The following is a 22,600-nucleotide window of genomic DNA, read 5'->3' as shown; positions in this document are numbered from 1 at the left end:
GAAACGGCGGCGGAACCGGCGAGAGAGAGTGAGACCGGCATCGGCGTCGAAGAGACGACTTACACGAATGCCAGCATCAGCGTAGCACAGGGCTCGTGACCGCGGCGAGCGGAACGGTGATCACTGGTTCCTCGGCAGATGTCCCCAGACCATAACGATCCGTGACGACAAGGGACTTGACCGCCATCGATGGGTATCGTCACGTCATGTCCACGTCGCCGCCGCAGCCTCCGCAGCAGCCGGAACAGCCGTCCGACGCGCCCGCGCAGCCGAGCGCGTACCCGCATCCGCAGTCGCCGGGACCGGGCGCGGCGGCGGGGCAGCCTCAGCCCGCTCCCGCCCCCGGCGCTCAGCCGGGTCAGCCGGGCTTCTATCACCAGCCGACGCTGGCCGGTCTGCCCTCGCAGCCGCAGCCGCAGCCGGGCAATCCCTACCTTCAGCAGAACCCCTACGGTCCCGCGCCCGCCCCGCCCTCCGGCGGTGGGCGGGGCGGCGCCGGGCGGGCGGTCCTGTGGGCCGTCGTCGGCGCGGTCGTCGCCTCCGCGGCCTGGGCGGCGGGGGTGTTCCTCCTGTGGGGCGACCAGGACGAGCCGGTCCTGCGGGGCTACACCGCGCCCGCGAACCTCTGCACCGGCGCCGACTACTCGTCGTTCGAGGCGGAGTACACCGGAGACGCCGGCACCCCGACCCACAACGAGCTGGAGGACCCGGCCCTCGACGACAGCTATTGCAGCGTCAGCCTCAAGAAGTCCGGCTCCACGTACACGGACGCCTACCTCTCCATCCGGCTGGAGCTGCACAAGAAGACCGACCCGGGGCCCGAGTTCACCGCCCGCTGGAAGAACTACGCGGAGGGCCGCACCGGTTACGACGTGGACAGCGTCACCGGCATCGGTGACGAGGCCTACCTCGTCAGCAAGGACACCACCGGCAGCTCCTCCAGCGGCTCGATGGACGCCACCCTCGCCGTCCGGGACGGCTGGGTGACGTACGAGATGAGTTACAGCATCTACCTCTCCTCGTACGACGAGGACAAGGACCCGCCTGAGCTCGACGAGGTGGTCGGCTGGCTCAAGACGGACACCAGGGCCACCCTGGAGGAACTCGGCGGCTGACGCGCTCTGATCGCCGTGAGGCGCGCGGCAGTTCACACGGTCCGCGCCTCGGCCTCCTTCAGGATCTCGTCGAACCGCGCGCCCATCGCCGCGGCCAGCGCCTGCGCGCCCGACAACGGCCGCACCATCACGGTCAGTTCGTCGATGAGGCCGTTCTCGTCGACGTGGATGAAGTCGCAGCCGCTCAGCTCCCGGTCGCCGACCCGCGCCGCGAACACCAGGGCGCTGTCCCGGCCGTCCGCCCCGGCCAGCTCCTTCTCGTACCGGAAGTCCTCGAAGACCTGCGACACGGCCCGCAGGATCGCCGTGGTGATCGCCTTGCCCGGGTACGACTTGAAGACGACGGGACTGGTGAACACCACGTCCTCGGCCAGCAGGGCCTCCACCGCGTCGATATCGCCGGCCTCGACCGCCTCACGGAAGGCGCGCATCGGATCACCTCATAGTCAATTTATTGAATAGGTGCTGAAGAGAGTAATCACCGGCCCGTACGCTGTCCACATGTCCCTCAAGTACGCCGTCCTGGCCGCCCTCCTGGAGGGCGAGGCCTCGGGCTACGAGCTGTCCAAGGTCTTCGACGTCTCCCTCGCGAACTTCTGGCCCGCGACTCCGCAGCAGCTCTACCGCGAGCTGGAGCGCCTCGCGCAGGACGGCCTGATCGCGGCGCGGGTCGTGGAGCAGGAACGCCGGCCGAACAAGCGGATGTTCACGCTCACCGAGACCGGCCGCGCGGACCTGCGCGCCTTCGCCGCCGCCCCGCCCCGCCGCCCCACCGCCATCCGCGACGAACTCCTCATCAAGATCCAGGCGATGGACGGCGCGGACCCCGAGGCGACCCGCGCGCAGATCGAGGAGCGCATGTCCTGGGCGCGCGGCAAACTCGCCCGCTACGAGCGCGTCCGCGAACGCCTGCTGGACGGGCGCACCGAGGACGTCCACCTGGCCGAGGCCGAGCGGATCGGCCCCTACCTGACGTTGATGGCCGGCATCGCCTTCGAGGAGGAGAACCTGCGCTGGTGCGAGCGCGTCCTCACCCTGCTGAAGCGCCGTGCCCCGCTCACCCGGCGCGGATAGGCTGACGCCGATGTTCAGCCCCGAAGGCCCCACGCTGCGCGAACTCGCCGTCCAGGCACTGTCGTCCGTCGAGCACGGCTACGACCTGCTCGCGCCGAAGTTCGACCACACGCCCTTCCGCACGCCCGACTCCGTGCTGGCCGCGGTGAGTTCGGCCCTGCGCCGCACCGGACCCCACGACGACGGCCTGGACCTGTGCTGCGGCACGGGCGCGGGCGTCGACGTCCTGACGTCGGTGTGCCGGCGCAGCGTCACCGGCGTCGACTTCAGCGCGGGCATGCTCGACGTGGCCCGCGAGCGGGTGAAGCCGCAACCGACGGCATCGGCGCGGGTGTCCTGGGTGCGTGCGGACGCCCGCGCGCTGCCCTTCACCGCCGCCTTCGACCTCGTCGTCAGCTTCGGTGCGTTCGGGCACTTCCTGCCCCGTGAACTGCCCGGCCTCTTCCGGCAGGTGCACGGTGTGCTGCGGCCCGGCGGCCGCTTCGCGTTCCCCGTCGTCGCCCCGCCCCGCGCGACCTCCCGGGCCTTCTGGATGCTCCTCGGCTTCGACGCCGTGATGCGGGCGCGCAACGCCGTGTGGCGGCCGCCGTTCGTCATGTACTACCGGGCGTTCCGACTGAGCGAGGTGCGAAGGGAATTGGAGCGCGCCGGGTTCCGCGTGGACCTCCGCGCCCTGCCCGAGTTCGGGACGAGGGGCGACGGAAGTCCACGCGTGCGGCTGGTCGAGGCGCGCCGGGCGGGCTGAGGCGACTCCGCGGCTCAGCAGAAGCGCCGTACGAACGACAGGGCGGTGTCCGCGACCTCCTGCCAGCCGTGGTCGATGGTCAGCGCGTGCCCGCGGTCCTTGATCTCCACGATCTCGGTGACCCCCGGGTTGTGCTGCTGCCGCTTGAAGGAGGCGTGGGACAGCGCCCACGGCACCGTGTGGTCCTTCTCGCCCGAGATGATCAGCAGCGGGCCGCGGTCCGGGTTCTCCGTGTCGACCTTCGCCTCCGTCCACGGGTTGAGGTTCGCCGTCGCCGCCTGGAACAGCGGAGCGCCCGGCGCGGGCACCGCGAAGGTCTCGTACAGCTCCTTCGCCTCCTCGGCGCTCACCGCGTTGGCGAAGGAGTAGCGGAACTGGTCGAAGGTGAGCGGGACGGCCCGGTGCCGGTTTGCGGGGTTGGTCAGCACGGGCGCCGCCGCGCGCAGCGAGGAGACGGGCAGCGGCAGCACGCCCCGGAACGGCGCGGGGTCGATCGCGACCGACGCGGCGGACAGTCCGCGTCCGGCCAGGATCTGGGCGAGCAGCCCGCCGAAGGAGTGTCCGACGAGCACCGGCTTGCGCGCGAGCGTGGCGATGAGCGCCTGGAGGTGGTCGGCCACCTGGCCGACCGTCTTGCCCGCGAAGACCTCGGGGTGCTCGTTGGCCTCCTCCACCGTCTCCGGGTCGTCCGGCCAGGACAGCTGGACCGGTGCGTACCCGGCCTGCTCGAAGTGGGCCGCCCAGCGGTCCCAACTGCTCGGCAGCAGCCACAGTCCGTGCACGAAGACGACCGGGATCCGGTCGGTGGCGTTGGCGGCCTCAATCTGCTGTATGTCATGCGTGGTCATGGCCCGATGCTGGCAGCGGACGCGGCGCGCGGACCGACCGAGAGTGCACGGCGATCGACTCACAGTGCACGGCCGGGCTCCCCGTCACAGCGCACGGCCGGGCGCCCCCTCACAGCGCACAGTCGGCCGTCCCCTCACAGCGCGCTGTACACCGCGGCCACCAGCGCCGTCTTGCGCGGGTCGTCCGCGATGTGCGGGCCCATGCGGTTCATGACGTAGCCCATCGAGACCCCGGACGTCCCGGCGTCCGGGTCGGCGAGGCCGCAGGAGCCGCCGAAGCCGTCGTGCCCGAACGCCCGCGGATTGGGCCCGTACGAGCCGTTCGGCCCGCTGAGCCACAGCCCGAGCCCGATCTCCGTCTCGTGCGCGAAGCCGGCGCCCAGCACCAGGTCCCGGCAGCCGCCCTGCCCCTCGCGGACCCGCTCGGCGGCGTCCGGGGACAGCACCCGGCGGCCGTCGTGCGTGCCCCGGCCGGCGAACACGCCGTAGAGCGCGGCGACGGCCCGCGCGGTGCCATGACCGTTCGCCGCCGGGATCTCGGCGGCCCGCCACTGCGGCGTGTTCGCCTCCCGGGCGCCCGCCATGGGGTTCGTCAGGGCGGCGAGCGCCGCGGGCGCCAACTGGCTGAAGACGGCGGCCTGTTCACTGCTCGTGGCGGCAGGCGGATGCACCAGCTCGGCGGCCCGGCCGGCCTCCTTCTCCGGCAGCCCGATCGTGAAGTCGATGCCGAGCGGCCCCGTCACCTCCCGCTCCAGGAACGCGCCCGGCAGCAGCCCCGACACCCGCCGCACGACCTCCCCGACCAGGAAGCCGTACGTCAGGGCGTGATAGCCGGACCGGGTGCCCGGCTCCCACCACGGCTCGGTCGCCGCGAGACGGGCCACGGTCAGCTCCCAGTCGTACAGCTGCTCCAGCGTGTGCGGCTCGCGCAACCCCGAAAGCCCCGCGCGATGGGACAGCAGATGCCGCACGAGGACCCCCTCCTTGCCCGCCGCGGCGAACTCGGGCCAGTACGCCGCCACCGGCGCGTCCAGGTCGAGCAGCCCCCGGTCGGCGAGGATGTGCGCGCACAGCGCCGTCGGCCCCTTCGACGTCGACCACACGTTGACCAGCGTGTCCCGCTCCCACGCGCGCGTGCGCGCCGCGTCGGCCCAGCCGCCCCACAGGTCCACCACGGGCGTCCCGTCGACGAAGACGCTCACCGCGGCCCCCAGTTCGTCGCGTTCGCGGAAGTTCTCCTCGAACGCGGCGCGTACCGCCGTGAACCGCTCGTCGCAATGGCCGTGCACCTGCGGCACCTGCTCGGACATGGGCCCTCCGTGATCCGCCGGAACCCCGGACCGCGACGCCGCGGCCCGGGCACCCCGAACATACCGACTGGTCGGACAGCACGGAAGGGCGGCGAAGGCCCCCGGGGGCGTCTCAGGCGTACGACCGCAGCCAGCGCAGCTTCGCCGCCTCCTGGTAAGGGCCGCCGCCCTCATGGTCGTTGAAGTCGTACACCTCGATCGCCTTGTCCTCGTGCGCCCACGCGTTGAACGCGGCGAACACCGTCGACGGCGGGCACGTCTGGTCCTCCAACGCCGCCGAGAAGAGGGCGGGCGTCGAGGCGCGGGCGGCGAAGTGGACGCCGTCGAAGTACGACAGGGTCCGCAGCACGTCCTGCGTGCGGCCCCGGTGCGTCTTGAGGAACAGGCCTATCTCACGGTACGGGTGACGGTCCGTCAGCGTCGTCGCGCGCGGGAAGTCGCACAGGAACGGCACGTCTGGCGCGACCGCCGCCAGGTCCGGCACCAGGGCGCCCACCGCGATCGAGATGCCGCCGCCCTGGCTCGCGCCGAGCACCGTCGTTCGCGTCGGGTCGGCCAGCGGATGCGAACGGGCCGCCTCCACGGCGCGCACCGCGTCCGTGAACACCCGGCGGTAGTAGTAGTGTTCGGGCGCGTCCACGCCACGGGTCATGAACCCCGGGTACGACGGCGCGCCGCCCACCGGGTCGGCGGTGCCGCCCCCGCCGCCCCACGCGCTGCCCTGTCCGCGGGTGTCCATGATGAAGTGCGCCCGCCCCGTCGACGCCCACAGCAGGTGCTGGTGCGGCAGACCGCGCCCCCCGCCGTAGCCGACGAACTCCACGACCAGCGGCAGCGGTTCCGCCGCGCCCGCCGGCAGCGTCAGCCAGCCCTTGACCGGGTGACCGCCGAACCCCGCGAACGTGACGTCGTGCACCGAGACCGTGGACAGCCCCGTGTCGACCGGCTCGAAACGGACGTCCAGGTCGTGCTCGCGGGCCTCCTGGAGGGTCTTCGACCAGAACGCGTCGAAGTCCTGCGGCTCGGCGGACGCGCTGCGGTACTCGTGCAGCTCCTCCAGGGACAGGTCGAACAGGGGCATGAACAACCGCCTTTTGTTAAGTGGCCGAACGAATGATCACACCGTACGTGCGTGCGGGACCGCTGGCCAGACCGTTGTCCGGCGACGCCCCCGCCGCCACCGGCCGCCCCTCAGGCGCTGCGCCTGCTCCACTCGGGACCCGTGCGCGCCCACTCCCGGCCCCACTCGTCCAGCCGGCGGTGCAGCGCCACCCGGCGGACGACGGCGTGCCCGAGCAGCACCGTCGCGGCAGCGCCGCCCGCCGTGCACACGCCCAGCGTGAGGGTGTGCTGCCACACCGTCGCGCCGTCCGGCGGCGGGGCGACGCTGCGCCCCCGCGCGTCGAACCACACGTCGACGGTGTCCCCGCGCTCCGTGCCGGCCGGCACCCGCGCCGTGGCCGTCCGCGCGCCCTCACCGGGCTCCGTCCAGCGCACCTTCACCCGGTAGGCGTGCTCCCGGACGCCCTCCGCCGTCGGCAGCGTCTCGGGCGGCCGGCTCACCACCTGCGCCCGCACCAGCTGCCGTGCGGCCCGCTGCTCGGCGGCCTCCGCCCGTGCGTCGTCGTGCGCCCACCGGCCGACGAACGCCCCGGCCAGGGGCGCGGCGACCAGCAGCAGGACGGCGACGACCAGCGCCGTCCAGGCCTCCACCACGTCCGACCGGCGTCGCAGCGGGTTCTTCCGCCAGCGCCAGCCGCGCACCCCGGTTCGCATGTCGACCTCCTCGCCGTCACGCGGACGAGTGCCCACAAAAAGGAGATACCCAGTCACGCGAAGATCGCTCACCGCTGACGGCTTCGACCGTTCAGCCGAACCGCTCGACCCGGATCCGGTCCACCGGCACTCCCGCCGCGACCAGCAGCCGCGACGCGTGCTCGGCGAACCCGTTGGAGCCGCACACGTAAGCCTCCCAGCCGCCCGCCGGCGCCGACTCCCCGGCGAGCAGGGGCGCCAGGTGAGCGGCGGAGAGCCGGCCCACCGGCCCGCCCTCCGGCGCGCTGCGCGTGAACACGGGCGTGGTCTCCGCGCCGTACTCGTCCGCGTAGATCAGCTCCTCGGGGCTGCGGGCGGACACCAGCAGCCGCAGCGGCACCGACAGCCCCCGGGCCCGGCGGTGGCGCACCATCGACATCAGCGGTACGACCCCGGAGCCCGCGCCGATCAGCAGCGCGGGCCGGTCGCCGGGCCAGGCGAAGAAGCCGCTGAGCGGGCCGCGCACCTCGACCACGTCACCGGGCTCGGCGACGGTGTGGAACCAGCCGGAGACCTCGCCGCCGATCACATGGTCCAAGGTCAGCTCGATGTGCCCCGAGTCGTCGGGGGCGGAGGCGATCGAGTAGTGCCGCTGGGCGGTGTACCCGTCGCCGGCCCTGAGCCGCAGCGCCAGGTGCTGGCCCGGCAGATGCCCCGACCAGTCGGGCACCGCGAACCGGAACGTGGACGCGTACGGCGTCTCGCGGCGGATCCCGGTGAGCGTCGCCGTCTGCCACACCGCCGCCGCCCGGCCGCTCACGGCGATACGGCCCGGCACGGCGAACCGGGTCGGGGGAGCGAAGGTCTCAGTCACCGGAGTACCGCTGCTCCTTCCAGGGGTTGCCGCGCGCGTGGTAGCCGTTCTGCTCCCAGAACCCGGGCTCGTCATGGTCGAGCAGCCGCAGGCCGGCGACCCACTTGGCGCTCTTCCAGAAGTACAGGTGAGGCACGAGCAGCCGCGCCGGGCCGCCGTGCTCCGGGGCGAGCGGCTCGCCGCCGTAGGTGAAGGCGATCCACGCCCGGCCGCCGGTCAGGTCCGCGAGCGGCAGGTCGGCGGTGTAGCCGGTGTGCGAGTAGGCCACGGCGTGCGTCGCCTTCGCCTGCGGCCGGACGGCGTCCAGGAAGGCGTCCAGCGACACGCCCCCGAACCGGACCCCGAACTTGGACCAGCCGGTCACACAGTGGATGTCGCCCGCGTAGGCGGAGGCGGGCAGTTCGTGCGCCTGCTCCCAGTTCCAGTCGCGGGGCTCGTCCACCAGCCCGTCGATCCGGAAGGTCCAGTCGGCGGGCGCGAGGTCGGGCGTGACCTCGGCGGACAGCACGGGCCAGTCCTCGCCCGCGTCGTACTGGCCGGGCGGCAGCCCCGGATTGTGGACGCGCGGGCGTCCGGCGAAGCCTCGGGTGACGTTCATATGGGTCCAGCGTGAGGTGACGGGTGGTTGCACCGTCAACCGTACGGGCCGGCCGACCGCGTCCGCGCGGGAGGCCGCCCGCTCGATCGTTAAGCCCGTATGAACACTCCCGAGAGGTGGGAATAGCGGCCCGGCGATCTCCCTTGCACGTGTCGTTCCGGAACCAGCGGTGGCCGGCGGTCCGGTGGCAGCGAAGGAGAGTGGGAGCAATGCCGAAGGCGTACGTCTTCACGCGGTACGGCGGCCCGGAGACCGAGGCGTTCGTCGACGTCGACCGGCCTGTGCCCGGCCCCGGCGAGGTGCTCGTCGCCGTGCGGGCGGCGGGCGTCAACCCCGTCGACTGGAAACAGCGCACGGGCTACGTGCGGCCCGGCGAGAGCGGTGAGCGCGTCTTCCCCTCCGTGCTGGGCAACGAGGTCGCCGGCGTCGTCGAGGCGACCGGCGAGGGCGTCATCGGCTTCGCGCCCGGCGACGAGGTGTTCGGCACCGCCGTCGCCGGCGGCTACGCCGAGTACGCCCTGCTGGCGGCCGGCATCACCGCGCACAAGCCGGCCGGCGTGACCTTCGTGGACGCGGCGACCCTGCCGGTGGCCGCCGCGACCGCCTACGACGGCGTCCGCCAGATCGGCCTGCCCGCCGGGGCGACGCTGCTGGTCACCGGTGCGGGCGGCGGGGTCGGGGTGGCGGTGGCGCAGATCGCCCGTGCCGCCGGGCTGCGCGTCGTCGGCGTCGCGAGCGAGGGCAAGCGGGAACTCCTCGAATCGTTCGGCGTCGTGCACGTCCCCTCCGGCCCCGGCTGGGCCGAGCGCGCCCGGACGGCCGCCCCGGACGGCGTCGACGGCGTCTACGACCTCGTCGGCGGCGAGGTCCTCCGGGAGGCGGCGGCCCTGGTGACCGACCGCACCAAGCTGATCACCGCCGGCGCCCCGGCCGAGGAGGTCGAACGCCTAGGCGGTGCCCGGGTCGTCCGCGCCCGCGACGCGGCGGTCCTACGAGCGGTGGCCGACCTCGTGGCCAAGGGCGCCCTCGCCCCCCACGTCACCCGCACCTACCCCCTCACACAGGCAGCCGAGGCCCTACGAGAGGTGGAGAACGGCCACGCCCTGGGCAAGGTCGTGATCGAGATCGAGAGCGGGGTGGGGATATGAGTTACGGGGAGAACGAGCAGGGGGTCTGGGCGGGTCCTGGGTCGGCTGACGAGGCCGGTGCCGGTGCTGTGGCTGGAGGTGTCGTGGTCGGCGAGGAGTCTGCGGCTGGGCGCGGGGTCGTGGCCGGGGGCGGGGCTGACGGAGGGGCCGGGATCGTCGCGCCCGAGGCCCGGTCCGGGGTGGCGGGCGATGGGGGCTCGGCGGTCGGGGCCGGTGCCGGGGTCGGCGTCGATGCCGGGCCCGTGCTCGCGGGTGGCGCCGTGCGCCGCGCGGCGGTCGGGGGCGGCGGCTCTCCGCGCCCTCTCGACAACGCGCGCTCACTCGACAATGTGCGCCTTCCGGACGGCGCACCCCTTCTCGGCGACGCGCACGCTCCCGGCAGCGCGAAAGCTCACGGCGATGCGCAAGCTCTGGGTAACCCGCACGCTGCGGGCGATGCGCGAGCTCTCGGTATCCCGCGCGCTGTCGGTGACGCGCACGTTCTCGACAACCCCGCGCTCGCCTCCCTCACCGGGCCGCACGCTCGGTTCGCCGAGGGGCGGGGGCGGGTGCTGCGGTACCCCGTCGACGTGTCGCCCTGGCTGGCCCTGCCCGAAGAGCCGGACGCCGACGACTGGGCGGACCTCGCCGCGCTCGCCGGGCCCGGGGCCGAGGTCCCGCTGCCCGGCTTCCGGGGTCAGGTCCCGGCCGGCTGGGAGATCACCCAGCGCGTCGAGGGCGTGCAGTTCGTCGACGACGGGCTCGCCGCCGCACCCGACGCGGAAGCGGTCCGCCTCGGCCCCGCCGACGTACCTGAGATGCTCGACCTTGTCGCCCGCACCCAGCCCGGCCCCTTCGAGCAGCGGACCATCGAACTCGGCACCTACCTCGGCATCCGCCGCGGCGGCGCCCTCGTCGCCATGGCGGGGGAGCGGCTCCACCCGCCGGGCTGGACCGAGATCAGCGCGGTCTGCACCGACCCCGCCGTCCGCGGCGAGGGCCTCGCCACCCGGCTGATCCTCGCCGTCGCCCACGGCATCAGGGAACGCGGCGAGACCCCGTTCCTCCACACCAGCGCCGCCAACGTCAACGCGATCCGCCTCTACGAGTCCCTGGGCTTCCGTCTGCGCCGCAGGACCGCGTTCCTGGCGGCACGGGTGCCGGAGCGGGAGGCGACGCCGGTGGCGTGACGGCCGACGTTCACTCGGCAGAAGCGCCGGACGGGGGCGAGGGCGGGGACGGGGGCGAGGGCGGCGGCCAATCCGGTGCCGTCGCCACCGCGTTGTACCGGGCGAGATACTCCGCGAACCGCTCCAGATCCTCCGCCGGCCACCCCGCCAGCCGCTCCCGGAACGCGGTGCGGCGGCTCCCGGTGACCTGGGCGAGGATGCGCCGGCCGGCGTCGGTGAGTCGGAGCAGCATGACGCGGTGGTCGTCCGGAGCCTGACGGCGTTCGATCAGGGCGGCCCGCTCCAGCGCGGAGACCTGGCGGCTGACGGTGGACTTGTCCAGCGCGTAGTGCGCGGCGAGGTCGGTGGCCCGGCAGCCGCCGCCCTCCCCGCGCCCGCCTTCCTCCCCACCCCGGTCCCGCTCCTCCAACTCCTCCAGATGGCCGAGCAGCGTGTACGACACCAGCGACAACTCGGGGTGCAGCCGCCCCGCCGCCGCACGGGCGCGCCGCGCGAACACCGTCATCTCACGCTGGATCGTCTCCACGGCCTCCGTCGTCTCCACCGGCCCCGGACCTCCCTCGTCCTCCCTCGCACTCATAGTTGTACGGTACAACTTCAGGTCGCCCCCCGAACGGCTCGTCCGAGCGGAGGTTCGGGTAGGGTGACCGTCGGCCGCGGAGGTTCCCGGCCCCGAACGACCGAGGAGGTGAGACCCATTACCGCTGTGTCAGGTCGGGTGCTCTCACCTCAGGACGGCGCGGACCGCCGCCGGTAGGCGACCGCGAGAGCACCCTTCGGCTCCCCGAAAGGCTCTCGGCTTCCATGGCCCCAGTTCCCCGCACGTCGTCCCCGTCTCCTTCCGTTGCCCTGTCCCGTGACGCCGTCGTCGCCGCCCTGCGCGCCGCCGGGTGCGTATTCGCAGAGGACGAGGCGGAGTTGATCCTCGCCGCCGCCCGCACCCCGGACGAGCTCACCGCAATGGTGGAGCGCCGGGCCGCCGGCCACCCCCTCGAAGTCGTCGTCGGCTGGGCGGAGTTCTACGGCCGTCGGGTCGTCGTCGAGCCGGGTGTCTTCGTGCCCCGCCGCCGCACCGAGTTCCTCGTCGCCGAGGCCCTCGCCCAGGCCCCGCGGGCCCGCGTCGTCGTCGACCTGTGCTGCGGCACCGGCGCGGTCGGCGTGGCCCTCGCCGCCGCGCTGGGCCAAGTCGAGCTGCACGCCGCGGACTTGGACCCGGCGGCGGTGCGCTGCGCCCGCCGTAACCTCGCCGCGCACGGCGGACAGGTCCACGAGGGCGACCTGTTCGAGGCGCTGCCCGCCCAACTGCGCGGCCGGGTGGACGTCCTGGCCGCCAACGTGCCCTACGTCCCCACCGGCGAGGTCTCCCTGCTGCCCGCGGAGGCACGCGACCACGAACCGCTGTCCGCCCTCGACGGCGGCGCCGACGGACTCGACGTGCTGCGCCGGGTCGCCGCCGGGGCACGGGACTGGCTCGCGCCGGGCGGCTGCCTCCTCGTCGAGACCAGCGAGCGCCAAGCGCCCGCGGCCATAGAGGCGTTCACCCAAGGCGGACTGACCACCCGGCCGGCCGTCGACGAGGAGCTGTACGCCCACGTGGTGGCAGGCACCAGGAACCCCTGACCTCGCCCGACCGGCCGCGGATCACTCCAGGGCCCGTGCCACCAGCAGGGCCACGTCGTCATGGTTGTCCGGATGGTGCAGCGCGCGCAGCAGATGGTCGCACAGCGCCTCCAGCGGACGTACCGGGCCGTCGAGCAGGGCGAGCATCGCGTCCAGGCGCTCGTCGAGCGAGTGCCGGCGCGTCTCGACCAACCCGTCCGTGTAGAAGACGAGTTGGTCGCCGGGTGTGAAGTCGACGTCGGTGGTGGAGAACTCCACCCCGCCCACGCCCAGCGGCGCTCCGGTGGGCAGGTCGAGCAACTCCGGTGCGCTGCCGGGCCGTACGCGCGCGGGCGGCAGATGCCCGGCGTTGGCGATCCGGCACCGTCCGAGTCCGGGGTCGTGGACGGCGTACACACAGGTCGCGATGGAGTGGTCCAGGCCCGAGGTGATGCGGTCGAGGTGTTCCAGCAGCACCGAGGGTTCGAGGTCGAGCGACGCCAGGGTGGTCGTCGCGGTGCGCAGCCGGCCCATCGTGGCGGCGGCGTCGATGCCGCTGCCCATCACGTCGCCGACGACGAGCGCCGTCTTGCCGCCCTCCAGCGGGATGACGTCGAACCAGTCGCCGCCCACCTCGGTGGTGGCCCCGGCCGGCTGGTAGCGGGAGGCGACCTCCAGGCCGCCGGTCACCGGCGGGTGGCTGGGCAGCAGGCTGCGCTGGAGGGTGAGCGCCGTGGTGCGGGCGTTCTGGTACCAGCGCGCGTTGTCGATCTGCACGGCCGCGCGGGCGGCCAGCTCCCGGGCGAGCAGCAGGTCGTCCCGGCCGAACGGCACCGGGTTGCGGGTCCGTTTGAGGTCGAGCGCGCCCAGCACCTCGCCGCGCGCGATCAGCGGCACGGCGAGATAGGAGTGCACTCCGGCGCGGGCCAGCGCGTCGGCCGCCTCCGGCGATTCAGCGATGCGCGCCAGGTCCTCGTCCTCGACCTGGGCCACCATCACGGGGCGGCCCGTGCGCACACACTCCGTGACGAGCCGGTCGGGCGCGTAGCGGGCGACCCGGCCGGGCGGAGCGCCCTCGCACGGCGTGTCCGGCTCGTCGGCGGCCCGCACGGCCAGGACGCGGATCAGGGCCGGCTCGGCGGGCCCCAGACCGCTGCGCCGGCCCGCGACCACCGCGTCGAGCAGGTCCACGGCGGCGATGTCGGCCAGCTCCGGCACCGCCACCTCGGCCAGTTCACAGGCCGTCCGCTCCAGGTCGAGGGTGGTGCCGATACGTGCCGAGGCGTCGGCGATCAGGGCCAGCCGCCGGCGCGCCGTCTCCGCCTCCACGCCCGCCCGGTACTGCTCGGTGACGTCCACGACCGACACGGCGACGCCCAGCACGGTGCCCCGGGTGTCCTCCAGGCGGTACAGCGACACCGACCAGGCGTGGTCCTCCCCGGGGTCGGCCGGAGTGCGCCCGACCGTGGAGCGGTCGACGATCGGCACCCCGGTGCGCAGCACCCGGCGCGCCGCCTCCTCCACGCCGTCGGCGTCGAGCAGCGGGAGCACCTCGCGGGCGGTCCGGCCGAGGTGGTCCTCGGAAGGGACGCCGTTGATCCGTTCCAGGGCGGGGTTGACCGACACGAACCGCAGTGCGGTGTCCAGCACGGCGAGCCCGATGGGCGACTGGGTGACCATCCGGGTGGAGAGCGCCACATCCCGTTCCAGCCGGCGCACCGTCGTCTGGTCGGCGGCGAGACCGAGTGCGTAGACGTCGCCCTCGTCGTCGACGAGCCGCATGTTGCGGAACTCCACCAGCAGCGTGGTGCCGTCCTTGCGCCGGACGGGGAACGCCCCGGCCCAGCTCTGGCCGGTCTCCATGACGTCGGAGAACAGCTTCACGACGAGATCGACGTGGCGTTCGTGGACCATGACGTGCGCGGCGTACCGCCCCAGCGCCTCCCGCGCCGGGTAGCCGAACAGATCTTCGGCCTGCGGGCTCCACAGCACGATGTGGCCCTGGGTGTCGAGCACCACCGACGCCACGTTGATCACGTCCAGGAGACCGCTGGGTCCGGTGGGACCGCCGCCGCCCTCGGGCGCCGCCGCTCCGGCTGCACTCATGCCACGCACCGCCTCCGCTCGTTCACGCGGCACGCCGCCCCCGTGCCGACTCCCCTGTTCTACCGCGCACGACCGATTTCTCCCACGCCTCGGGCGCCGTCTCCCATGCTCCTCCCGTACGGCCCCGCCCGCCGTTCTCCTCACCGTCCGCACCCGTCCATCGGATTGGTCTGTACATGACCACGGATTGTGGCCAGACTGTCCGCCGAGTGCGCACCCACCCCCCCATCGAGGAGACCCATGCCCCTGCGCCCCGCCCGGAGACGCCGTCACCCGGCCCGTGCCGCCCGTGCCGCCCGTGCCGCCCGTGCCGCCCGTGCCGCCCGCGTGGCCCGCGCCGCCTTCGTCGCGCTGGCCACCGCGACGGTCACCGCCCTCTCCGCGGCCCCGCCCGCCGCGGCGGCCGACACCTGGACCGAGGTCGGCTCCGACCGCGCCGACCCGCTGACCGAGAGCCAGGGCCTGACCTCGGTCGAGGTCCCGGCGAACAGCGCCAACCGCTACACCGGCATCGGCACCATCCCGATCGGCGTGAGCACGCGTGGCTGGAACCACGTCGGCGACCCCGACGCCTCCTACGACGGCCACTACATCGAGCCGTACCAGCGGGACTCGGGCGGCGCGAAGATGTTCCGCGTGCAGGCCCCCGGCGGCGCCTGGTCGGAGTACGTGCACACGCTCAGCTCCGGCGAGGCCATGAACAACTCCTGGGTGGCCGTCGCGCCCGGCGGCCAGTGGATGCTGGCGGGGGAGTGGGGCACCATGACCCGGCTGCTCGTCTTCCCGACCCCCGGCGTCAACCCGAGCACCTCGCCCTCGGCGAACCTGCCGCAGGCGGCCACCGTCCGCCTCGACCGCGCCGTGCGCGACGTCCAGGGCTGCGACTTCTCCGGCCCCACCACGCTGCTGTGCTCCTCCGACGATCCCGCGGGCACCCTCTTCGGCATGACCAAGCCGCTGCTCCAGATCGACCTGTCGGCGGCTCCGAACGGCACGTCGGACGTGACCGGCCGGGTCACCGCCCTGCGCCGGCTGCCTCTGCGCAGCGGCTGCTCGGGCTCGTTCGAGACGGAGGGCGTCGACTGGGACCGCCGCACCGGCACCCTGCGCGTGATCGTCCTCTCGCCGGGCTTCTGCGTGCTCACCGACAGCAAGACCTACCGCTTCACCCGCGGCTGACCACGGGGCCGCGCCCCGAAAGTGGTGCTTTTCTTGGGATGTGGCGCGGTTGGCGGGGAACTCGCGCTACCGCGCCACCGTCATGAGAGGAGCGACCACGATGGATCGTGAGCGACTGCACGAGGAGTCCGTCTCCGTCGAGATCAGCGGCTGCACCAAGGAGGACGCCCGGGTCGTGTTCGACGCGCTGTGCGCGTGCTTCGAGTCGGACCGGTGCGCCGAGGACGTCCCGGAGCAGCTCCACGAGACCCGCCCGATGGTCTGGCTCGGCACGTTCGAGGTCACGGACGCGCAGGACTGCGCCGTGCCGACCCGGCTGTCCTCGTCGGTCGAGGCCGACGCGCAGGGCAGTTACTGGGCGATCGAGCGGCTCCGTACGACGCTGGACTCGCTGTTCAGCGTCCGCGACCTGTCCTCGGCCTCCGGGGACCAGGAGCGCGAGCTGCACGTCCTGCTGGAAAGCAGGTGAGCGCTCGGAGGCGGGTGACCACCCGTACGCCGGTGACCTGCGGCACATGATGCGGGCCTCATTGTGCAACTAGTTGCATAAACCGTGCGCGGTCCTCTAGAACAGAGGGGACGACACCGCGCACGGAGGCCTGCCATGAGTCGCTACCCTCACCTGCTCAGCCCGCTCGACCTGGGCTTCACCACGCTGCCCAACCGCGTCCTGATGGGCTCGATGCACGTCGGCCTGGAGGAGGCCGAGCGCGGCTTCGAGCGCATGGCCGCGTTCTACGCCGCCCGCGCCCGCGGGGGAGTGGGCCTGATCGTCACCGGCGGCATCGCCCCCAACGACGAGGGACGCCCCTACGAGGGCGGCGCGAAGCTCACCACCGAAGCCGAGGCCGACCGGCACCGGGAGATCACCGACGCCGTGCACCGCGAGGGCGGCCGCATCGCGATGCAGATCCTCCACTTCGGCCGCTACGCCTACCACCGCGACCTCGTCGCCCCGAGCCCCCTCCAGGCCCCGATCAGCCCCTTCCCGCCCCGCGAGCTGACCGACGCCGACGTCGAGCGCACCATCGACGACTACGCCCGCGCCGCCCGGCTCGCCCGACGGGCCGGCTACGACGGCGTCGAGATCATGGGCTCCGAGGGCTACCTCATCAACGAGTTCATCGCCGCGCCGACCAACCGCCGCACCGACCGCTGGGGCGGCTCGTACGAGAACCGCATGCGCTTCCCCGTCGAGATCGTCCGGCGGGTCCGCGAGGCCGTCGGCGAGGACTTCATCGTCGTCTACCGGCTGTCCATGCTGGACCTCGTCCCCGGCGGCTCCACGCTGGAGGAGGTCGTCACCCTCGCCAAGGCCGTCGAGGCCGCCGGCGCGACCATCATCAACACCGGCATCGGCTGGCACGAGGCCCGTATCCCCACCATCGCCACCTCCGTGCCGCGCGGCGCCTACACCTGGGTGACGCAGCGGCTCATGGGCGAGGTGTCGGTCCCGCTCGTCACCACCAACCGCATCAACACCCCCGAACTTGCCGAGCAGTTGCTCGCCGACGGCTGCGCCGACATGGTGTCCATGGCCCGGCCGATGCTCGCCGACCCCGACTTCGTCAACAAGGCCGCCGCCGGCGTCCCCGAGGCCATCAACACCTGCATCGGCTGCAACCAGGCTTGCCTGGACCACACGTTCAGCGGGCAGATCACCTCCTGCCTGGTCAACCCGCGCGCCTGCCACGAGACCGAGCTGATCCTCTCCCCGACCCGACGGCGCAAGCGCGTCGCCGTCGTCGGCGCGGGCCCGGCGGGCCTGGCGTGCGCGGTCTCGGCGGCCCAACGCGGCCACGAGGTCACCCTGTTCGACGCGGCGAGCCGGATCGGCGGCCAGCTCAACGTGGCCCGCAGGGTCCCCGGCAAGCAGGAGTTCGACGAGACGCTACGCTACTTCCGCCACCAGCTCGACGCGCACGGCGTCGACGTACGCCTCAACACCCCTGTCGGCGCAGCCGATCTGACGGACTATGAGGAAGTCGTCGTCGCCACCGGCGTCACCCCCCGCACCCCCGAGATCCCCGGCGTCGACCACCCCAGCGTCGTCGGATACCTGGACGTGCTGCGCGACGGCGCGCCCGTCGGCGACCGCGTCGCGATCCTCGGCGCCGGCGGCATCGGCTTCGACGTCGCGGAGTTCCTCACCGACGGCGGCGACAAGGCGAGCGAGGACCCCGCGACCTACTTCCGCCACTGGGGCGTCGACATGGACTACGTGGCGCCCGGCGGCCTCGCCGCCCCCGAACGGCCCACCGCGCCCCGCACGGTCCACCTCCTCCAGCGCAAGGCCAGCAAGGTCGGCGCCGGCCTGGGCAAGACCACCGGCTGGATCCACCGCGCCGAGCTCAAGCACCGCGGCGTCACCATGGTCCCCGGCGTCCGCTACGACCGCATCGACGACGCCGGCCTCCATGTCACCGTCGGCGAGGAGAGCACCGTCCTGGAGGTCGACACCATCGTGCTGTGCACCGGCCAGGACCCCCGCCGTGACCTGTACGAGGAGCTGGTCGCCGCCGGCGTGAACGCGCACCTCATCGGCGGCGCCGACGTGGCGGCCGAGCTCGACGCCAAGCGCGCGATCAAGCAGGGCACCGAGCTGGCGGCGGCGCTCTAGAGCGGCCGGGCGCGTCCCTAGGATGGCCCCATGTCACTCCCGCACGCGATCCTCACCGCCCTACTGGAGAAGCCTTCTTCGGGGCTGGATCTGACCCGCCGCTTCGACAAGTCGATCGGCTACTTCTGGTCGGCGACGCACCAGCAGATCTACCGCGAGCTGGGAAAACTGGAGGCCGACGGCCACATCCGCGCCCTGCCGGGGCAGCAGCCGGCCCGCGGGCAGCGCAAGAGCTACGAGGTCCTGCCCGCGGGCCGCGCCGAACTGGCGCGGTGGACCGCCGCGGCGCAGGATCCCAAGCCGCACCGCGACGCCATGCTGCTGCGGCTGCGCGCCGCCGCCGTCGTCGGCACCGCCGGCCTCGAAGCCGACCTGCGCCGCCATCTCGACCTGCACCGACGGCAGTTGGCCGAGTACGAGGAGATCGAGAAGCGGGACTTCCCGCCCGGCGACGACAGCGCGCAGGTCAGGCTCCAGCACCTGGTCCTGCGCGCGGGCATCGAGTTGGAGACCTTCTGGACCCAGTGGCTCACCGAGGCCCTGGACCAACTGCCGGACATCCAGGGCCCGGTGGAGCACACGCCGTAGAGCCGACGGCCGGTACGGGCGGCCTGTGAAGGTACGGGCGACGTGTGAGGGTACGGGCGGCCTAGAACCGGTACGGCTTCGAGCGGCGGCGCAGGAACCAGGCCGCGCCGATCACGCCCGAGCCCACCAGCGCGCCGCCCACGACCAGCGTGACCGTGCCGAAGTCCCGTACCGTGCCGCCCGTACCGCCCATGACGCCGCGCGAGGGCGAGGACGTGGTGGAGATCGTCGGGGTGGACGCGGTGGACACGATCACCGACTGGGTGCCCGCCGTGGAGCCGCTGGCGCACACCACGGTGACCGTGTACGTCCCCGGGTTCACGCCCGACCAGGCGGCGGACTGGCTGATGGTGGTGCCCGACAGCGCCACCTGGCGCCCCTGGGCGAAACTCGTCTGGCCGCTGCCGAGCAGCGCCGCGGTGCCCCAGCTGCCGTTGATCTGGGTGCACGCGCTGGTCACCACGGACACCGTGGAGCCGGTCGTGCTGACGGAGATGCCCGAGACACGGGCGGCGGCGGGTGGGACGGTCACGGCGAGCGGGAGCGCGGCGGCGGCCGCCACGGTCAGTCCGCCGTGCACGAGGAAGCGGGAAGTGCGCATCGGATGTCCTCCGGCGGCGGCACGGTTGGCGGTACATCCCTTGCGCCGCCGAGGATCGGGTACGCCCGTGCTGCCTCAGACGCAGCCAACGTGCCCCCGACCCGGCGCGCACCCCGGCGGCCCCCGGCCAGGTGACGGAATCCTCCGGACGGCCCACCCCGGGTGCGCCCCGTCACGAACCGGTGTCGCGGTTCTCGCCGGTCGTCACCGTGCGCTCCGCCGAGTACGCGCCCCAGGTCCCGTCGGGCAGCCGCGCCCGCAGCCGCACCCGGTGACCGACCCCGGCCTCCCGCCCCAGGTAGAGGCTGTGGGCGGCCGTGCCGCGCGGAGGCGTCCCGCCCCACACCAGCGAGGTGGCCGGCTTCCCGTCGAGCTCGATCTCGTACTCCGTGACCACGCCGTCGACGCGCGGCGCGGTCCAGGACAGGTCCAGGTGATACGCCCCGTCCGCGAGCCGGGTCGTGGCCCGGAACCCGGTGGGCGCGGTGTCCCGGCCCTCGTCGTCGCCCGGCGCGGTGGTGAGGACCACGGGCGGACCGGCGGGGGAGAGGTTGCCGGCCGCGTCGCGCGCCCGGACGGTGAAGGAGTACCGCATGCCGGGCCGCAGCCCCGTGACGACCGTCGCCGTCTGGTTCCCGCCGACGCTGTGGATCTTCGTGCCGCCCTGGTGGACCTCGTACGACACCACCCCCCGGTCGTCGGTGGAGGCCGTCCAGGACAGCTGGACCGCGCGGCTCCCCACGGTCCGGCCGACGAGGCCGCCGGGCCTGGCCGGGGCTGAGCGGTCCGCCGCCACCGCCGCCGGCGTCGTCGCCCGCACCTCCCGGCCGGCCGGTCCGAGCCGTCCCTCGGCGTCCCGGGCCCGCACGCTGAAGACGTACGTCGTCGACGGCGCGAGGCGGGAGACGTCCGCCATGCGCGTCGAGCCGGGCACCTCGGCCACCTTCACGGCGTCCCGGTAGACCTCGTACGCGCGGACCGCCGGGTCGGCGGAGACGGCGTTCCACATCACGTGCACGCTGGTCGCGCTCCCGGCCTCCGCGGTGACCCCGGTGGGCGCGCCCGGCGCACGCCCCTCGCCACCGCCCGCCCCCGCACACCCGCAGCACAGCACGAGCACCCACCCGCCCAGCACGACGCGTCGCACGACTCGCCTCCCGGCCCGGCCGACGGCTGTATTGGTCCGGACCAATATGGCGCGTCGGCGTGAGCACATCAATAGTTGCCGCTCGATGCGTACGGGGTGACGGGGTTGCCGCTCGATCCGGACGGCGTGTCGGGGAGCCGCGTGATCCGGACGGGCGTGTCGGGATGGCCGGGAGGTGCGGTCGGCCTCAGATTGGGCTCGGTGTTCGTCCCCCGTCCCCCACGCGAAGGTCCCCCAACGTGCACGTCCCGTCCCTGACGCTGGCCGCGGCCGGCCTCGCCTTGCTGGCCCCGGCCGCCACTCTCGCCGACCCCGCCCGGCCGGCTTCCGACGTCCCCCGGAGGCCGGCCGGGCGGTACGAGGGCTCCGTGTCCGCCGCCGATCTGCTCGCCCACGTGCGCGACTGCGCCCCCGTCTCCGCCGGCCTCTACCGCAGCGACGCCGGCGCCGCCGCCACGATCCCGGTCTGCGGTGCGGACGGGGCGGTGTTCTGGAAGGCCGACATGGACATCGACTGCGACGGCCGCCCCGGCATCCGCTGCAACAGCGCCACCGACCCCTCGTTCCTGCCCACCACGGCCTACCAGCAGTCCGACGGCCGCTATCTGAGCGCCGAGACCCTGCCGTTCATCGTCGTTCCCGCCGCCGGCGCCGTCTGGGACTACCGCGCGCACGGGGTGTCCGGAGGATCCGTCGCGGCCGTCGTCCACCAGGACCGGGTGCAGTACGCGGTGGTCGGCGACGTCGGCCCGAGCAACACCATCGGCGAGGCGTCGTACGCCACCGCCGAGGCGCTCGGCATCTCGCCCGACCCGCGCACCGGCGGTGTGGCGTCCGGCGTCACCTACATCGTCTTCAAGGACTCACGGGCGACCCCGATCGAGAGCCACGCGTCCGCCGTCGAGGTGGGGGAGCGGCTGGCGCGCGCGTTCGTCGAGGGGGCGGAGGGGCGGAGCGAGGGGGAGTGACCGGGGCGACCGCGACGAGACCGACGCCGAGACCCTGCGTCCGCTCGCCCCTCAACAGCGCGCCGCAGGACCATACCTGACCCTCCGTCACGTCTTCCGGTAGGTGTACGCCTCGGTGGCCGCCGCCTCCACCGCGTCGAGGTCGGCTCCCGTCGCCGCCGTCACGACCGCGGCCACCGCGCCCTCCACGAACGGCGCGTCCACGAGCCGTGTCCCGTCGGGCAGTTCGTCGCCCTCGGCGAGCAGCGTCTTCACGGTGAGCACGGCGCTGCCGAGGTCGGTGATGACGGCGACCCCGGCCCCGCGGTCCACGGAGGCGGCGGCGGCCGAGATCAGCTCCGCGCTCGTCCCCAGCCCGCCCGCCTCGGTGCCGCCCGCCGGGGCGACCGGCACGTCGCTCGCGCCGCCGGCGAGCCCTCGGGCCAACTCGGCCACCGAGGCGGCCACTTGCGCGCTGTGCGACACGAGGACGATCCCGACCGGCTTGTCGTCGCTCACGAACTCACCCTCCCCTACTCCCCATTGGCTTCCGCGAGCCCGGCGACGAGCAGCGCCGCCGAGGTGGCCCCCGGGTCCTGGTGCCCGATGCTGCGCTCGCCCAGGTAGCTCGCCCTGCCCTTGCGGGCCTGCAAGGGCGTCGTCGCCTCGGCACCCTGCTCGGCCGCGGTGCGGGCCGCGCCGAAGCCGTCGTCGAGAGCGTCCAGGGCGGGCGACAGCGCGTCGATCATCGTCTTGTCGCCGGGCGCCGCCCCGCCGAGCTGCATCACCGCCTCCACGCCCGCGCGCAGCGCCTGCGCGAACTGCTCCTCGCTCACCTCGGCCGCGTCGCCGAGCGCCTTCCCGGTGCGGCGCAGCAGTGTGCCGTAGAGCGGGCCCGACGCCCCGCCGACGGTGGAGATCAACTGCCGCCCCGCGAGGACCAGCACGGCGCCGGGAGTCGCGGGCGCGTCCTTCTCCAGGGTGGCGCGCACGGCCGTGAACCCCCGCTGGAGGTTGCTGCCGTGGTCGGCGTCCCCGATGGGCGAGTCGAGGGCGGTGAGCCGTTCCGCCTCACGATCGATGGACGCGGAGGTCACCGCCATCCAACGGCGGAAGAAATCGGCGTCGAGCACTGGAACTCCTTGCCTGGTAGGTACGTCGAGGCTGCTTGTGCCCC

Annotated in this window: 24 protein-coding genes; 11 read left to right on the top strand and 13 right to left on the bottom strand. The window is 73.6% G+C overall.

The window, feature by feature from the left end:
* Positions 1–206: 206 nt before the first annotated feature.
* Positions 207–1,115: a hypothetical protein gene (locus ACFYX4_RS32965; protein ID WP_389341084.1), complete on the top strand. Its 909-nt coding sequence runs from the start codon at positions 207–209 to the stop codon at positions 1,113–1,115.
* Between the two features lie 32 nt (positions 1,116–1,147).
* Here ACFYX4_RS32965 and ACFYX4_RS32960 read toward each other — a convergent pair whose 3' ends face one another.
* Positions 1,148–1,546 carry a nuclear transport factor 2 family protein gene (locus tag ACFYX4_RS32960; RefSeq protein WP_389341081.1) on the bottom strand — a complete coding sequence of 133 codons (399 nt, stop codon included), beginning with the start codon at positions 1,544–1,546 and terminating at the stop codon, positions 1,148–1,150.
* A 70-nt stretch (positions 1,547–1,616) separates the two neighbouring features.
* Between ACFYX4_RS32960 and ACFYX4_RS32955 the strand changes: the two genes are divergently transcribed.
* On the top strand, positions 1,617–2,189 hold the full coding sequence (locus ACFYX4_RS32955) for a PadR family transcriptional regulator (RefSeq protein WP_389341078.1): 573 nt from the start codon (positions 1,617–1,619) through the stop codon (positions 2,187–2,189).
* 10 nt (positions 2,190–2,199) lie between these two features.
* Positions 2,200–2,934 carry a class I SAM-dependent methyltransferase gene (locus tag ACFYX4_RS32950; RefSeq protein ID WP_389341075.1) on the top strand — a complete coding sequence of 245 codons (735 nt, stop codon included), beginning with the start codon at positions 2,200–2,202 and terminating at the stop codon, positions 2,932–2,934.
* 14 nt (positions 2,935–2,948) lie between these two features.
* On the opposite strand, the gene ACFYX4_RS32945 is transcribed toward ACFYX4_RS32950, so the two are convergent.
* The 6 genes from ACFYX4_RS32945 to ACFYX4_RS32920 form a co-directional block, all read right to left on the bottom strand.
* Positions 2,949–3,782, bottom strand: coding sequence for an alpha/beta hydrolase (locus tag ACFYX4_RS32945; RefSeq protein ID WP_389341072.1), 834 nt, complete (start codon positions 3,780–3,782; stop codon positions 2,949–2,951).
* A gap of 134 nt (positions 3,783–3,916) precedes the next feature.
* Complete coding sequence (locus ACFYX4_RS32940; RefSeq protein ID WP_389341069.1) at positions 3,917–5,092, bottom strand: serine hydrolase domain-containing protein; 1,176 nt, start codon at positions 5,090–5,092, stop codon at positions 3,917–3,919.
* Between the two features lie 112 nt (positions 5,093–5,204).
* Positions 5,205–6,173, bottom strand: a complete 969-nt coding sequence (locus ACFYX4_RS32935; protein ID WP_389341066.1) for an acetylxylan esterase — start codon at positions 6,171–6,173, stop codon at positions 5,205–5,207.
* A gap of 110 nt (positions 6,174–6,283) precedes the next feature.
* Positions 6,284–6,868 (bottom strand): hypothetical protein, encoded by a 585-nt coding sequence (locus ACFYX4_RS32930; protein WP_389341063.1) that lies wholly within the window; start codon positions 6,866–6,868, stop codon positions 6,284–6,286.
* A gap of 91 nt (positions 6,869–6,959) precedes the next feature.
* Positions 6,960–7,721, bottom strand: coding sequence for a ferredoxin reductase (locus ACFYX4_RS32925; protein ID WP_389341060.1), 762 nt, complete (start codon positions 7,719–7,721; stop codon positions 6,960–6,962).
* Positions 7,714–8,319: a sulfite oxidase-like oxidoreductase gene (locus ACFYX4_RS32920; RefSeq protein ID WP_389341057.1), complete on the bottom strand. Its 606-nt coding sequence runs from the start codon at positions 8,317–8,319 to the stop codon at positions 7,714–7,716. Before ACFYX4_RS32920 ends, ACFYX4_RS32925 begins: the two co-directional genes overlap by 8 nt.
* Positions 8,320–8,528: 209 nt before the next feature.
* Here ACFYX4_RS32920 and ACFYX4_RS32915 point away from each other — a divergent pair, with 209 nt between their 5' ends.
* Both ACFYX4_RS32915 and ACFYX4_RS32910 read left to right on the top strand, forming a co-directional pair.
* Positions 8,529–9,467, top strand: a complete 939-nt coding sequence (locus tag ACFYX4_RS32915) for an NADP-dependent oxidoreductase (RefSeq protein ID WP_389341054.1) — start codon at positions 8,529–8,531, stop codon at positions 9,465–9,467.
* A gap of 452 nt (positions 9,468–9,919) precedes the next feature.
* Positions 9,920–10,636, top strand: a complete 717-nt coding sequence (locus tag ACFYX4_RS32910) for a GNAT family N-acetyltransferase (protein ID WP_389341312.1) — start codon at positions 9,920–9,922, stop codon at positions 10,634–10,636.
* Between the two features lie 10 nt (positions 10,637–10,646).
* On the opposite strand, the gene ACFYX4_RS32905 is transcribed toward ACFYX4_RS32910, so the two are convergent.
* Entirely contained in the window at positions 10,647–11,216 is a 570-nt protein-coding gene (locus ACFYX4_RS32905; protein ID WP_389341051.1) for a MarR family winged helix-turn-helix transcriptional regulator, read from the bottom strand.
* A 224-nt stretch (positions 11,217–11,440) separates the two neighbouring features.
* Here ACFYX4_RS32905 and ACFYX4_RS32900 point away from each other — a divergent pair, with 224 nt between their 5' ends.
* Entirely contained in the window at positions 11,441–12,256 is an 816-nt protein-coding gene (locus ACFYX4_RS32900) for a putative protein N(5)-glutamine methyltransferase (RefSeq protein ID WP_389341048.1), read from the top strand.
* A gap of 21 nt (positions 12,257–12,277) precedes the next feature.
* Here ACFYX4_RS32900 and ACFYX4_RS32895 read toward each other — a convergent pair whose 3' ends face one another.
* Positions 12,278–14,341 carry a SpoIIE family protein phosphatase gene (locus ACFYX4_RS32895; protein ID WP_389341045.1) on the bottom strand — a complete coding sequence of 688 codons (2,064 nt, stop codon included), beginning with the start codon at positions 14,339–14,341 and terminating at the stop codon, positions 12,278–12,280.
* A 240-nt stretch (positions 14,342–14,581) separates the two neighbouring features.
* Here ACFYX4_RS32895 and ACFYX4_RS32890 point away from each other — a divergent pair, with 240 nt between their 5' ends.
* The 4 genes from ACFYX4_RS32890 to ACFYX4_RS32875 all read left to right on the top strand — a co-directional run bounded on the left by ACFYX4_RS32890 (position 14,582) and on the right by ACFYX4_RS32875 (position 18,728).
* On the top strand, positions 14,582–15,520 hold the full coding sequence (locus tag ACFYX4_RS32890) for a hypothetical protein (protein WP_389341042.1): 939 nt from the start codon (positions 14,582–14,584) through the stop codon (positions 15,518–15,520).
* 100 nt (positions 15,521–15,620) lie between these two features.
* Positions 15,621–15,989 (top strand): hypothetical protein, encoded by a 369-nt coding sequence (locus ACFYX4_RS32885; RefSeq protein WP_389341039.1) that lies wholly within the window; start codon positions 15,621–15,623, stop codon positions 15,987–15,989.
* A gap of 135 nt (positions 15,990–16,124) precedes the next feature.
* Positions 16,125–18,140 (top strand): FAD-dependent oxidoreductase, encoded by a 2,016-nt coding sequence (locus ACFYX4_RS32880; RefSeq protein WP_389341036.1) that lies wholly within the window; start codon positions 16,125–16,127, stop codon positions 18,138–18,140.
* Between the two features lie 30 nt (positions 18,141–18,170).
* Positions 18,171–18,728 carry a PadR family transcriptional regulator gene (locus ACFYX4_RS32875; RefSeq protein ID WP_389341033.1) on the top strand — a complete coding sequence of 186 codons (558 nt, stop codon included), beginning with the start codon at positions 18,171–18,173 and terminating at the stop codon, positions 18,726–18,728.
* Positions 18,729–18,789: 61 nt separating this feature from the next.
* Here the strand turns inward: ACFYX4_RS32875 and ACFYX4_RS32870 are convergent, their stop codons facing one another.
* Both ACFYX4_RS32870 and ACFYX4_RS32865 read right to left on the bottom strand, forming a co-directional pair.
* The gene (locus tag ACFYX4_RS32870; protein WP_389341030.1) at positions 18,790–19,329 is read right to left on the bottom strand and encodes a hypothetical protein; all 540 of its coding nucleotides are present in this window, start codon (positions 19,327–19,329) and stop codon (positions 18,790–18,792) included.
* A gap of 172 nt (positions 19,330–19,501) precedes the next feature.
* Positions 19,502–20,476, bottom strand: a complete 975-nt coding sequence (locus ACFYX4_RS32865) for a fibronectin type III domain-containing protein (RefSeq protein ID WP_389341026.1) — start codon at positions 20,474–20,476, stop codon at positions 19,502–19,504.
* A 239-nt stretch (positions 20,477–20,715) separates the two neighbouring features.
* Between ACFYX4_RS32865 and ACFYX4_RS32860 the strand changes: the two genes are divergently transcribed.
* Positions 20,716–21,444: a glycoside hydrolase family 75 protein gene (locus ACFYX4_RS32860; RefSeq protein ID WP_389341023.1), complete on the top strand. Its 729-nt coding sequence runs from the start codon at positions 20,716–20,718 to the stop codon at positions 21,442–21,444.
* Positions 21,445–21,531: 87 nt separating this feature from the next.
* Here the strand turns inward: ACFYX4_RS32860 and ACFYX4_RS32855 are convergent, their stop codons facing one another.
* Both ACFYX4_RS32855 and dhaL read right to left on the bottom strand, forming a co-directional pair.
* Positions 21,532–21,942: a PTS-dependent dihydroxyacetone kinase phosphotransferase subunit DhaM gene (locus tag ACFYX4_RS32855; RefSeq protein ID WP_389341020.1), complete on the bottom strand. Its 411-nt coding sequence runs from the start codon at positions 21,940–21,942 to the stop codon at positions 21,532–21,534.
* A 14-nt stretch (positions 21,943–21,956) separates the two neighbouring features.
* Positions 21,957–22,556, bottom strand: a complete 600-nt coding sequence (gene dhaL / locus ACFYX4_RS32850; RefSeq protein ID WP_389341017.1) for a dihydroxyacetone kinase subunit DhaL — start codon at positions 22,554–22,556, stop codon at positions 21,957–21,959.
* Positions 22,557–22,600 lie beyond the last annotated feature (44 nt).

It is taken from the genome of Streptomyces sp. NPDC002328 (assembly GCF_042890065.1).
Classification (GTDB): Bacteria; Actinomycetota; Actinomycetes; order Streptomycetales; family Streptomycetaceae; genus Streptomyces.
The sequence above is the reverse complement of the archived record's forward strand: the minus strand, read 5'-3'. Positions and strand labels throughout refer to the sequence as shown.